Consider the following 12,600-nt stretch of genomic DNA (forward strand, 5'->3'; position numbering starts at 1 on the left):
AAAAAACCAAAACCCACCTCCGGGGGGGCCGGCCCATCCCGGTTGGGGGGTGGCTCAAATAAAACCCCCCCACCCCCCCCCCCCCCCCCCCCCCCCCCCCCCCCCCCCCACAACAGCCCTTTTGATCTGCTTTAACCACTCAAGCCTGGTCTATTCGGGCATCAATTGCTGCCGGCATTCCAGCACCAGGCGCGCACCGCCGCGCTGGCTGCTGCCGACCACCAGCTTGAAGCCGTGCAAGTTGATGATCGCCGCCACAATCGACAACCCCAAACCGAAGCCGCCTTGTTGGTCGCTTTCATCCACGCGATAAAAACGCTGGAACACCGCATCGCGCTCCGCCGCCGGAATGCCCGGGCCGGAGTCGTGCACTTCGATGCGCGTGCTACCGGCATCATTGACCCCGCGCAAGATCACTTCACCGCCGGCTGGCGAAAACTTGATTGAGTTGCTCAACAGGTTCGACAGCGCTTCAAATAACAGCGCGCGGTCGCCGGTGATCCATGGCAGCGACTCGGGCACTTCGAGCAGCAATTGCAATTCGCCTTCTTCGGCCAAGGGCAGGTAGAAGTCATGCAGCTCGCGCAACAGCGGCAGCGGGTCCATCACCAAAAAGCCTGAGCGGCGCTGATGGTCTTCGAGTTCCGAGATGCGCAACAGCCCGCGAAAACGCGCCATCAGCGTGTCGGTTTCGGCAATCGCGTCGTCGAGTTTTACCGCGTAGACCGAATCTTCCTCGGCCTGTTGCTTGATGCGGTAGAGCTGCGCACGCAAGCGCGTGAGCGGTGTGCGCAGGTCATGGGCGATGTTGTCGCACACACCCTTGACCTCGTTCATCAGCTTCTCGATGCGGTCGAGCATGGCGTTGACGATCGCCGCGAGCATGTCCAGTTCGTCACGCCGGTCCGACAGCGGCAGGCGATGAGTCAGGTCCCCGGCGACGATTGCCTCGGCGCTGGCTTGTATCCCGCGAATACGCCGCAGCGGGCGGCGGCGTAATAAATGCCAGCCGGCAGCGCCCGGAATAATCGTCAGCGACAGTGCCCACAACAGCGCGTGCCAGATAATGCGGGTCACACCGAACAATGAACCGTTGGCGCGCACCAGTACCAGCCAGCGGCCGTCTTCGGTGTGGGTGGCCACGGCGTCGCAGCTGTCCTTGGGCAGTTTTGGGTCGTCGGAGTCGACGCAGTTGGCCAGCGCGTGGATCTTGCCGTCCAGCGGCAAGTCGGGCGGCACCGCGCGGATCGGCCCGCTGATAGGGCGAAATTGCTCGTCGAACAGGCCGTAAGCGTCTACGCCCTTCATGTCGAAGGTCATGCTGGTGGTCAGCGCTTCCACCAGTTCTTCGCCGTCGAAACGCTGGAACAAGTGCTGGCGCTGCAGCAGCGAGTGGCGCGACAAGTCGCTCAAGTAGCCGGATACTTCGTAGTACAGCACCCCCATGAGGATGCAGCTCCACGCTACAAACAGCGAACTGTACAGCGCCAGCAAGCGGCTACTGGAGGAACGCCAGCCTTTAGAGGGGTTCAGCAATGACATAACCGGAACCTCGTACCGTGCGAATCAGCGGCGTGAGGCCCGGCGGGTCGATTTTTTTGCGCAGGCGGCCGATGTGCACGTCGATCAGGTTGGTGCCGGGGTCAAAGTGATACCCCCAGACCTCCTCGAATATCATCATCCGCGAGAGGATCTGCCCGGTGTTGCGCATCAAGAATTCGAGCAGTTTGTATTCGGTGGGCAGCAGGGTCAGCGGTTGGTCGGCGCGGCTGGCTTCGCGGCTGATCAGGTTCAGTTCGAGGTCGGCCACGCGCAAGGCGGTTTCGAATTCCTTGACCGTGCTTTTGCGCCGCAACAGCACTTCGACGCGTGCGGCCATTTCATCCGAGGCAAACGGCTTGGTCAGGTAGTCGTCACCGCCAGCGCGCAGGCCGCGTACGCGCTCGTCGACGTCGGAGAGGGCGCTGATCATCAGGATCGGCGTCGACACACCGATGGTGCGCAGGGTGGTGACGATGGCCAAGCCATCGAGTTCGGGCAGCATGCGGTCGAGGGTGATGAGGTCGTAATCACCACTCACGGCACGCACCAGGCCTTCACGGCCGTTGTCTACCCAGTCTACGTCCAGTCCATGGCTGCTCAGCTCCGCGACAATCTCGCGGGCGGTTACGGCGTCATCCTCGATGGTCAAAATACGGGTCATAGGATTACCTGGTGAGCGATTCACACTAGAAGTAAGTGCATTTTGCCAATAAATCCCTGAACGCTTCCTAAATTAAACTTCATCTTGGCAAAACCGCTACACAGGATCGTCCCCACGCTGTGCCCGGGGAGGCCGCCTTGGACGCTCTGCGTCCAATGGTGGAGGCTGACGCGCAGCGTCACGGGGTGCGTTACCCACGCAGAGGTGGGAGCGATCTGTTTACCCACGCAGCGAGATTGCATAACGCCCGCTCCGATCAGGCATTTCTTGCATCTTGCATGGTTTAACTAAGTTCAATTTACTTAACTTGTTGAAATACAACGATTTTAATTTTTACCCCGGCTGGCACGCCGCCTGCACTGTCCTTTTTGAGACTTGTAACACTATTTTTCCTGCCGGGAGCAAAACAACAATGATCACCTCATCATCCACGCTACAAGAGTCGAGCACGCTCTCCGGGGTTTCCTGGGGGGCGATCTTTGCTGGCGCCGCCGCCGCCGCCGCATTGTCGCTCATTCTGGTATTGCTCGGCTTCGGCCTGGGCTTTTCCGCAGTATCGCCATGGGCCGACAGCGGCATCAGCGCCAAGGGCCTTGGCATTTCCACGATTATCTGGCTGGCATTCACCCAGATCGTTGCATCCGGCCTGGGCGGTTACATCGCCGGTCGTCTGCGCGTGAAATGGGCCAACATGCACGGCGATGAAGTGTACTTTCGCGACACTGCGCATGGTTTCCTCGCTTGGGCCGTCGCCACGCTGGTTACCGCAGTACTGGTAGTGGGTTCCGTCAGCAGCGTGGTCAGCGGCGGCGTTAAAGCCGGTGCAGGTGTTGCTTCAAGCGCCGCCAGTGGCCTCACTCAAGCCGCCGGCAGTGCCGCTCAAGGCGCCAACAGTGGCGACTTCGGCTACTACGTCGACAGCCTGTTCCGTGATGACCGCCCAGCCGCCGTCAGCGATGACGCTGTGCACGGTGTAGTGGCGCGCATCTTCACGCGCACCCTGAGCAACGATGGCCAATTGGCCGCCGAAGACCGTACCTACCTGGCCCAGTTGATCAGCCAGCGCACCAACCTGAGCCAAGCTGATGCCGAAGCGCGGATTGACAAGGTGTACGGCGATGCCAAAAAAGCCATCGAAGACGCCAAGCTTAAAGCCAAGCAAGCCGCCGATACCGCTGCGAAAGTCGCTGCTTACACCTCGCTGTGGACCTTCGTTGCGCTGTTGATCGGTGCGTTCTTCGCAAGCTTCGCTGCGACCTTCGGCGGTCGCCGCCGCGATGCGGTGGTGTATGTCGAAACCGAACACTTTACCCGTTAATTCCAGGCCCCTAATTTAAGGAAAACATCATGCGCTCATTACTGCTTTGGTTCCTCGGCGTACCGATCCCGCTGATCATCCTGATCGCGATCTTCATGCACTAAGCCCGAGCCTCGCTCGGTCCAATGTGGGAGGGGGCTGCCCCCGATAGCAACTGCTATCGGGAGCAAGCCCCCTCCCACTTTTTTTGCGCGTTTAATCGTCGAAGCCGACCTGCTCGTGAATCTCATCCACCTTCAATTCCAACCGGTACGCCACCGCAATAAACAGCGCCTGGCAAAGGCACAAGGTGGCGCTCAACGAGCGGAAGGCAAACGACGAACCCTCATTGACCAACAGCACTGCATTCGCGCGCTTGGCCAGTGGCGACAAGTTGCTGTCAGTAATGATCAAGGTTTTAGCCTGGTGGTGCTGGGCGATGCGCAGGCAGTGCTGGGTCTCTTTGCCGTAGGGCGTAAAGCTGATCGCAATCACCAGGTCATTCGCGCGCACGCTGCGCATCTGCTCGCGGTAGCTGCCGCCCAGGCCCGAGATCAGGTGGATACGCTTGTTGGTGTGTTGCAGGTTGTAGACCAGGTAGTCGGCCACCGCAAACGAGCGGCGCACGCCGACCACGTAGATATTGTCGGCGTTGACCACCAGGTCCACGGCTTTCTCGAAGGCTACGTCATCCAACTCCAGCCCCAAGCGCTCGATGCCCGAGAGGGTCGCGTTGACGCATTCGCGCGCGAGGTCGCCGCCGCTGGCCTTCTGCGATTTGTTGGCGATCATGCTGCGGATGCGCTGCTGGTAGTTCTGCACCGGCGTGGTTTTGTGGGTGTAGGCCTCGCGAAACAGCGCCTGCATTTCGCTGAACCCGCTGAAGCCGAAACGCTGCGAAAACCGCACGATGGCTGACGGGTGCACTTCGCATTCGCGAGCGATGTCGCTGATGCGGTCGACCATGATCCGGTCGCTTTGCTGGCTCATGTAGCTGGCAATGCGTTTGAGCTGGCGCGGCAGGCTTTCGTATTCGTCGGTGATCAGCTGCAACAAGCGCTCGGCATTGATCGGGGGGCTGGCGAGAGCGTCCTGCTGGGTGGTCTCGGGCGTGGCCGGCTGATCGGTGCTGGGCATGGGCAATCCTTCTGACGGGTTGTTCTGGTGCGCTGATAATGGGCGCAAGTCTACAGGGTAGGCGCAAAAAAATACCCCGGCATCACGGCGCGGGTGGCCTGCTGAAACGATCCACCCGGGTTGGCATGCCATTATGCCGAGGTATTGGAAAAAATATTCCACTAAAAATAATTATGGAATAAATATTGATTGGCGCCGCTGAACGTTCTAGTCTGCTTTCACCAAGAGCGTGTGCCGTCACCACGGTGGCACCACGCAGGCTGATAAAAATAACAGGAGCCAGCATGGGCCAGACTCGTTTTGCCAGTGGGCGTCAATTGGATCTGATTTGCCTCGGGCGCCTGGGCGTCGACCTCTACGCACAACAAGTGGGTGCGCGGCTTGAGGACGTGACCAGCTTTGCCAAATACCTCGGCGGGTCCTCCGCCAACATCGCCTTCGGCACCGCGCGGCTGGGGCTTAAGTCGGCAATGTTGAGCCGCGTGGGCGACGACCATATGGGCCGTTTCCTGGTGGAATCGCTGGCCCGCGAAGGCTGCGATGTCAGCGCCATCAAGGTCGACCCGGAACGCCTCACCGCGTTGGTGCTGCTGGGCCTCAAAGACCGCGAAACCTTCCCCTTGGTGTTCTATCGCGAAAACTGCGCCGACATGGCGTTGCGCGCCGAAGACATCAGCGAAGCCTTTATTGCCTCCAGCAAAGCCTTGCTGATCACCGGCACGCATTTCTCCACCGACGGCGTCTACACCGCGAGCATCAAGGCGCTGGACTATGCCGCCAAGCACAACGTCAAACGCGTGCTGGATATTGATTACCGCCCGGTACTGTGGGGCCTCGCGGGCAAGGCGGATGGCGAAACGCGGTTCGTCGCCGACCAGAACGTCAGCCAGCATGTGCAGAAAATCCTGCCGCGCTTCGACCTGATCGTCGGCACCGAAGAAGAGTTTTTGATCGCCGGCGGCAGTGAAGACTTGCTCACCGCGTTGCGCACCGTGCGCGAACTGACCCCGGCCACGCTGGTGCTCAAGCTCGGCCCGCAGGGTTGCACGGTGCTCCACGGCGCGATTCCCGCGCGGTTGGAAGACGGCGCGATCTACCCGGGCGTGCGCGTTGAAGTGCTCAACGTGCTGGGTGCCGGCGATGCATTCATGTCGGGTTTTCTCAGTGGCTGGCTGAATGACGCCGACGATGAGCGCTGCAGCCAACTCGCGAATGCCTGCGGCGGCCTGGTGGTGTCGCGCCACGCGTGCGCGCCGGCCATGCCCACGCCTGCCGAACTGGATTACCTGTTTAATAGCCCGGTGCCGATCACCCGGCCTGACCAGGACGCAACCCTGCAACGCCTGCACCGCGTCACGGTGCCGCGCAAACGCTGGAAGCAGTTGTTTGTGTTTGCCTTCGACCACCGCTGGCAACTGGTGGAGCTGGCGCAAAAAGGCGGCCAGGCCCCGGCGCGCATCAGCGACATCAAGCAGTTGTTTATTCAGGCCATCGAACGTGTCGAAAGCAAGCTGCGCGAGCAGGGTGTTGAAGCCGATGTGGGCCTGCTGGCCGACCAGCGTTTTGGTCAGGACGCGCTGAATGCCGCCAGCGGTCGTGGCTGGTGGATCGCGCGCCCGGTAGAAGTGCAGAACTCGCGGCCGCTGGCGTTTGAACACGGCCGCTCGATTGGCAGCAACCTCATCGCCTGGCCGCAGGAGCAAATCATCAAGTGCCTGGTGCAATTTCACCCGGACGATGAGCCGATGCTGCGCCTGGAACAAGAAGCGCAATTTAAGGCGGTGTACGAGGCCTCGCTGGTCAGCGGGCATGAACTGCTGCTGGAAGTCATCCCGCCCAAGGATCACCCGTCGACTTATCCCGACGTGCTCTATCGCAGCCTCAAGCGCTTGTACAACCTGGGCATCTACCCGGCGTGGTGGAAGATCGAAGCGCAGTCGGCTGAGGAGTGGAAAAAGCTCGACGCGCTGATCCACGAGCGCGACCCGTATTGCCGTGGCGTGGTGTTGCTGGGCCTGAACGCTTCGGCTGAATGCCTCGCCGAAGGGTTTCGCCAAGCCAGCCAGAGCAGTACGTGCCGAGGGTTTGCCGTGGGCCGCACGATCTTCCACGAACCGAGCCGCGCGTGGATGGCCGGGGAGATCGATGATGAGCGGCTGATTCAGCACGTGCAGGCTACCTTCGAACAGCTCATCACTGCCTGGCGCAGTGCCCGAAGCTAGACGCCGGTCCACATCTTAAGTCAGATAAAAACAAAAAGGTGCAGCCATGCCCGCAATCCGAATTGGCATCAACCCGATCTCCTGGAGTAACGACGACCTGCCGGCACTGGGCGGTGAGACGCCGCTGAGCACCGCCCTGAGCGAAGGCAAGGACATCGGCTACGAAGGGTTTGAACTCAACGGTAAATTCCCCAAAGACGCCAAAGGTGTTGGCGATGTGTTGCGCCCCTACGACCTGGCGCTGGTCTCCGGCTGGTACTCCAGCCGCCTCGCGCAGCGCTCGGTGGCCGAAGAAATCGAGGCCATCGCCGGCCACGTCGAGTTGCTCAAACACAACGGCGCCAACGTGCTGGTGTACGGTGAAGTCGCCGACTCGATCCAGGGTTCACACGTTCGCCTGATCGAACGCCCGCGCTTTCACAGCGAACACGCCTGGCAGGACTACGCCGACAAACTTACCGAACTGGCGCGCTTCACGCTGTCGCAAGGCGTGCGTTTGGCCTATCACCACCATATGGGCGCCTACGTTGAATCCCCGGAAGACATCGACCAGCTGATGCGCCGTACCGGCCCGGAAGTCGGCCTGTTGTTTGACTCGGGCCATTGCTACATGGGCGGCGGCGAACCTATCGAGGTGCTGCGCCGGCATATCGAGCGCATCTGCCACGTGCATTTCAAGGACGTGCGCAAGCCGGTGGTGCAGCTCGCGCGCAACCAGATGTGGAGCTTTCCCGACTGCATCGTCAACGGCACCTTCACCGTGCCCGGTGATGGCGACATCGACTTTGCCGCGTTGCTCGACGTATTGCTGGCCGCCCATTACAGCGGCTGGCTGGTGGTCGAAGCCGAGCAAGACCCTGCCGTGGCGCCCAGCTATGCCTATGCGAAAAAAGGCTATGACACCTTGCGGGCGCTGCTCAACCAGAGGACTAAGTGATGAGCTTGTTGGTAAAAAGCAGCAAACGCGGGCAAACCATGGTCGCGCTCGAAGCCGGGCGCCTGGAGTACGTGGGTTTTGCCGCCTACCGCTTGAGCCTCGGCGAAACCTTGCCGGTCACCGCAGGCGATCAAGAACTGTGCCTGGTGCTGCTGAGCGGCCGGGTGAATATCCAGGGCGAGGGTTTCAACTGGCAAAACCTCGGTGATCGCCAGTCGGTGTTCGAAGATAAATCACCCTTCGCCGCCTACCTGCCGCAGGGCACCGATGCCGAGGTTACGGCCTTGAGCGACGTGCAAATAGCCGTGTGCGCCGCGCCCGGTGCAGCGGGCTACGAACCCCGCTTGATTCGCCCGCAAGACTGCAAGCGCAGCGTGCGCGGCAAAGGCGCCAACACCCGCTATGTGTGCGACATTTTGCCCGACAGCGAACCCGCGCATTCGCTGTTGGTGGTGGAAGTGCGCACGCCCTCCGGGCATTCGTCGAGCTACCCGCCGCACAAGCACGACACCGACGATTTGCCGCATCAAAGCTTTCTTGAAGAAACCTACTACCACCAGATCAACCCGCCGCAGGGCTTCGTGTTCCAGCGCGTGTACACCGACGACCGCAGCATCGACCAGGCCATGGCCGTGGAACACAGCGACCTGGTGGTCGTGCCCAAGGGCTACCACCCGGTCAGCGTGCCGTACGGCTACGAGTCTTATTACCTGAACGTGATGGCCGGGCCAACGCGCGCCTGGCATTTCCATAACGACCCGCAGCACAGCTGGCTGCTGGACCTCTAACTGGTTTGAACGGAGAACAATAACAATGAAGTCGCCGCTACGTTTTGCCCTTAACCGTATGGTCGCGCCCAACCTGTCCTTGCCGGATTTCATCCAGTTGGCGGTGGCCCTCAAATGCGACGCCATCGAGATCCGCAATGATCTCAAGGGCAACCAAATCGAATACGGCACCCCGGCCAGCCGCGTGCGTGAGTTGTGCGCGGTGCAGGGCATCAGCGTGCTGTCGATCAACGCGCTGTACCCGTTTGATGTATGGAACGACGAGCGCCGCGCGCAAGCGGTCAACCTCGCCAGCTATGCGCGTGAATGCGGCGCACAAGGCCTGGTGATGTGCCCGCTGAACGAGCGTGGTGATACGCGCACCGAAGCCCAGCGCGCCGCCGGTTTGCGCACCGCGTTGAGCGAGTTGGCGCCGATCCTGCGTGAGCACGGCATTCTGGGGTTTATCGAACCTTTGGGCTTTGAAGAATGTGCGCTGCGCCGCAAGCGCGTGGCGGTCGACGCGATCCAGTCGATTGGCGGCCTGGACGTGTTTCGCCTGGTGCATGACACCTTCCACCATCACCTGGCCAGCGAGCATGAGTTCTTCCCGGAACTGACCGGGCTGGTGCATATCTCCGGCGTCGAGGATGCCGCCGCGCCGCTGAATTCGATTCGCGACGGCCACCGCGTGCTGGTGGGCGAGGGCGATATTCTCGGCAATGCAGCGCAAATCGACACCTTGCTCAGCACCGGCTACAACGGCTACCTGTCGTTCGAACCGTTTGCCGAAAGCGTGCACGCGCTGCCCGATATTCAGCAGGCCATTGGCGCAAGCATCGCCCACCTGCAACGCTCCCGAACCTGACGCCGCCCAACCTGTGGGAGCGGGCTTGCTCGCGATAGCGGTGTGTCAGTCACCTGATTCATTTACTGACCCAGCGCAATCGCGAGCAAGCCCGCTCCCACATTGGGTGGGGGTTGATCGACGGATTTGCATTCATACAAGGTGCGAACATGACCACGACAAGATTGACCATGGCCCAGGCCCTGGTGAAGTTTTTGGACAATCAATACATCGAAGTGGATGGCGTGCAGAGCAAGTTTGTCGCCGGCATATTCACGATTTTCGGCCACGGCAATGTGCTGGGGCTGGGCCAGGCGCTGGAACAGGACAGCGGCGACCTGGTGGTGCATCAGGGCCGTAACGAGCAGGGCATGGCCCACGCTGCGATTGGCTTTGCCAAGCAGCACCTGCGCCGCAAAATCTACGCGTGCACCTCGTCGGTTGGCCCCGGTGCGGCGAACATGCTGACCGCGGCGGCGACCGCCACGGCTAACCGCATTCCGTTATTGCTGTTGCCGGGCGATGTCTACGCCAGCCGCCAGCCCGACCCGGTGTTGCAGCAGATCGAACAGTTCCACGACCTCAGCATCAGCACCAACGATGCCTTCCGCGCCGTGAGCAAATACTGGGACCGCATCAACCGCCCCGAGCAGTTAATGACCGCCGCGATCCACGCCATGCGCGTGCTGACCGACCCTGCGGAAACCGGCGCGGTAACCCTGGCCTTGCCACAGGACGTGCAGGCCGAAGCCTGGGACTATCCCGATTACTTCCTGCAAAAGCGTGTGCACCGTATCGACCGGCGCCCACCCACCGAAGCGATGCTCGGCGATGCGTTGGCAGCCTTCAAGGGCAAGCGCAAGCCGCTGATTATCTGCGGCGGCGGGGTCAAGTACGCCGGTGCGAATGCCGCCCTGCAAGCCTTCGCCGAGCGTTTTGAGATTCCCTTTGCAGAAACCCAGGCGGGCAAAAGTGCGGTGGTCTCCAGCCACCCGCTGAACCTCGGCGGTATCGGCGAAACCGGTTGCCTGGCCGCGAACCTGCTGGCGCCCGAGGCCGACCTGATTATCGGCATCGGCACGCGTTACACCGACTTCACCACCTCATCCAAGTCACTGTTCAAACACCCAGAGGTGCAGTTTCTCAACCTCAATATCAGCCCGTGCGACGCGCTGAAACTCGACGGCGTTCAGTTACTCGCCGATGCCAAAGTGGGCCTGGAAGCGCTGGCGAACGCGTTGGGTGACTATCGCTCGGGCTGGGCCGAGCAGCCACGTAACGCCAAGGCGCAACTGGATGCCGAGGTGGACCGCATCTACCAGGCCGATTACCAGACCGAGAATTTTGTACCGGAAATCAACGACCACATGGACCCGGCCGTGCTGCGCGAATTCATCGAGCTGACCGGTTCGTGCCTGACCCAAAGCCGCGTGCTCGGCGTGCTGAATGAAAGCCTGGCGGATGACGCGATCATCGTCGCCGCTGCGGGCAGCCTGCCGGGTGATTTGCAGCGCAGCTGGCGCAGCAAAGGCGTGAATACCTACCACGTCGAGTACGGTTATTCGTGCATGGGCTACGAGGTCAACGCTGCGCTGGGCGTGAAGCTCGCAGAACCCGCGCGTGAGGTCTACGCGCTGGTCGGTGACGGCTCCTACATGATGCTGCACTCGGAGCTGGCCACGTCTATTCAGGAGCGGCGCAAGATCAACGTGGTGCTGCTCGACAACATGACGTTTGGCTGCATCAACAACCTGCAGATGGAACACGGCATGGACAGCTTCGGCACCGAGTTCCGTTTCCGTAACCCGCAAACCGGCAAGCTTGACGGTGGTTTCGTGCCGGTGGATTTCGCCATGAGCGCGGCGGCCTATGGCTGCAAGACCTACAAGGTCAGCAACGTCGAGCAACTGCACGCGGCGCTGGCCGATGCGCGCACGCAAACGGTGTCGACGCTGATCGATATCAAAGTGCTGCCCAAAACCATGATCCACAAATACCTGTCGTGGTGGCGGGTCGGTGTGGCGCAAGTCTCTACCAGCGCGCGGACTGACGCGGTGGCCAAACAACTCAATGAACGCCTGGCCAAGGCTCGGCAGTACTAATAACAAGAGGAGTGTTTGTATGTCTTTTCAATCAAGTTCGTTGCGCCTGGGCGTCATTGGTACGGGCGCTATTGGCCGTGACCATATTCGTCGTTGCAGCCAAACCCTGCTCAATAGCCAGGTGGTGGCGGTGACCGACATCAACCTTGAGCAAGCGGCCAAGGTGGTTGCAGATTTGCAGCTCAGCGCCGAGGTGTATGCGGACGGCCACGCGCTGATCAATTCGCCGCAGGTGGATGCGATTCTGGTCACTTCCTGGGGGCCGAGCCACGAAGAATTCGTGCTCGCCGCCATTGCCGCCGGCAAGCCGGTGTTTTGCGAAAAGCCACTGGCGGTGACGGCTGAGGGCTGCCGCAAAATCGTCGACGCCGAGGTGGCGCACGGCAAGCGCCTGGTGCAAGTCGGCTTCATGCGCCCATATGACCACGGTTATCGCGCGCTCAAAGCGGTGATCGACAGTGGCCAGATCGGCGAGCCGCTGATGCTGCACTGCGCGCACCGCAACCCGACGGTGGGCGAGAACTACAAGACCGACATGGCGATCACCGACACGCTTATCCACGAATTGGATGTGTTGCGCTGGTTGCTCAACGACGACTATGTGTCGGTGCAAGTGGTGTTCCCGCGCAAGACCAGCAAAGCCTTGGCGCACCTGCGTGACCCGCAGATCGTGCTGCTGGAAACCGCCAAGGGCACGCGCATCGATGTGGAAGTGTTTGTGAACTGCCAATACGGCTACGACATTCAGTGCGAAGTGGTTGGCGAGACAGGCATCGCCAAGCTGCCGGAGCCGTCGCACGTGCAATTGCGCAGCGAGGCGAAGCTGTCGAATGCGATTTTGATGGATTGGAAAGACCGCTTTATCGGCGCGTATGACGTTGAGTTGCAGGCGTTTATCGACAGCGTGCGCGCCGGCCAGGTCGGTGGGCCATCGGCGTGGGACGGGTTTGCCGCAGCAGTGGCAGCGGACGCGTGCATTGAAGCGCAAAGCAGCGAGCAGATCGTAAAGGTCAGCCTGCCACCACGCCCGCACTTCTACGGCTAACGCCCAACCCACTGACGGAACGCGTTCAGTGTGGAAGGGGGAG

At 61.1% G+C, this 12,600-nt stretch carries 10 protein-coding genes; 7 read left to right on the forward strand and 3 right to left on the reverse strand.

Features of this window, described 5'->3' with window-relative positions; all coding sequences use genetic code 11:
* Nucleotides 1-150 precede the first annotated feature (150 nt).
* Together ACOZK9_RS14205 and ACOZK9_RS14210 are read right to left on the reverse strand one after the other, a co-directional pair.
* On the reverse strand, nucleotides 151-1,542 hold the full coding sequence (locus ACOZK9_RS14205) for a sensor histidine kinase (protein WP_058411654.1): 1,392 nt from the start codon (nucleotides 1,540-1,542) through the stop codon (nucleotides 151-153).
* Nucleotides 1,520-2,203, reverse strand: a complete 684-nt coding sequence (locus ACOZK9_RS14210; protein WP_003173528.1) for a response regulator transcription factor — start codon at nucleotides 2,201-2,203, stop codon at nucleotides 1,520-1,522. The genes ACOZK9_RS14205 and ACOZK9_RS14210 overlap by 23 nt, the downstream gene beginning before the upstream one ends.
* Before the next feature lie 412 nt (nucleotides 2,204-2,615).
* Here ACOZK9_RS14210 and ACOZK9_RS14215 point away from each other — a divergent pair, with 412 nt between their 5' ends.
* Nucleotides 2,616-3,521: a hypothetical protein gene (locus tag ACOZK9_RS14215; RefSeq protein WP_421556071.1), complete on the forward strand. Its 906-nt coding sequence runs from the start codon at nucleotides 2,616-2,618 to the stop codon at nucleotides 3,519-3,521.
* Between the two features lie 195 nt (nucleotides 3,522-3,716).
* Here ACOZK9_RS14215 and ACOZK9_RS14220 read toward each other — a convergent pair whose 3' ends face one another.
* Nucleotides 3,717-4,637, reverse strand: a complete 921-nt coding sequence (locus ACOZK9_RS14220; protein ID WP_058411651.1) for a MurR/RpiR family transcriptional regulator — start codon at nucleotides 4,635-4,637, stop codon at nucleotides 3,717-3,719.
* Nucleotides 4,638-4,921: 284 nt separating this feature from the next.
* On the opposite strand from ACOZK9_RS14220, the gene ACOZK9_RS14225 reads away from it, so the two are divergent.
* From ACOZK9_RS14225 to iolG, 6 genes are all read left to right on the forward strand, one after another.
* Complete coding sequence (locus tag ACOZK9_RS14225; protein ID WP_421556072.1) at nucleotides 4,922-6,859, forward strand: bifunctional 5-dehydro-2-deoxygluconokinase/5-dehydro-2-deoxyphosphogluconate aldolase; 1,938 nt, start codon at nucleotides 4,922-4,924, stop codon at nucleotides 6,857-6,859.
* A 46-nt stretch (nucleotides 6,860-6,905) separates the two neighbouring features.
* Nucleotides 6,906-7,796, forward strand: a complete 891-nt coding sequence (gene iolE, locus ACOZK9_RS14230; protein WP_421556073.1) for a myo-inosose-2 dehydratase — start codon at nucleotides 6,906-6,908, stop codon at nucleotides 7,794-7,796.
* Nucleotides 7,796-8,584, forward strand: a complete 789-nt coding sequence (gene iolB / locus ACOZK9_RS14235; RefSeq protein ID WP_058411648.1) for a 5-deoxy-glucuronate isomerase — start codon at nucleotides 7,796-7,798, stop codon at nucleotides 8,582-8,584. The genes iolE and iolB overlap by 1 nt, the downstream gene beginning before the upstream one ends.
* Before the next feature lie 25 nt (nucleotides 8,585-8,609).
* Entirely contained in the window at nucleotides 8,610-9,431 is an 822-nt protein-coding gene (locus ACOZK9_RS14240; RefSeq protein WP_058411647.1) for a TIM barrel protein, read from the forward strand.
* Nucleotides 9,432-9,580: 149 nt separating this feature from the next.
* On the forward strand, nucleotides 9,581-11,512 hold the full coding sequence (gene iolD / locus ACOZK9_RS14245) for a 3D-(3,5/4)-trihydroxycyclohexane-1,2-dione acylhydrolase (decyclizing) (RefSeq protein ID WP_421556074.1): 1,932 nt from the start codon (nucleotides 9,581-9,583) through the stop codon (nucleotides 11,510-11,512).
* 19 nt (nucleotides 11,513-11,531) lie between these two features.
* Nucleotides 11,532-12,557 carry a bifunctional inositol 2-dehydrogenase/D-chiro-inositol 1-dehydrogenase gene (gene iolG, locus ACOZK9_RS14250; protein ID WP_058411645.1) on the forward strand — a complete coding sequence of 342 codons (1,026 nt, stop codon included), beginning with the start codon at nucleotides 11,532-11,534 and terminating at the stop codon, nucleotides 12,555-12,557.
* The last annotated feature ends 43 nt before the right edge of the window (nucleotides 12,558-12,600 follow it).

Origin of the sequence: Pseudomonas kitaguniensis, assembly GCF_049199985.1 — a bacterium.
Classification (GTDB): Bacteria; Pseudomonadota; Gammaproteobacteria; order Pseudomonadales; family Pseudomonadaceae; genus Aquipseudomonas; species Aquipseudomonas kitaguniensis.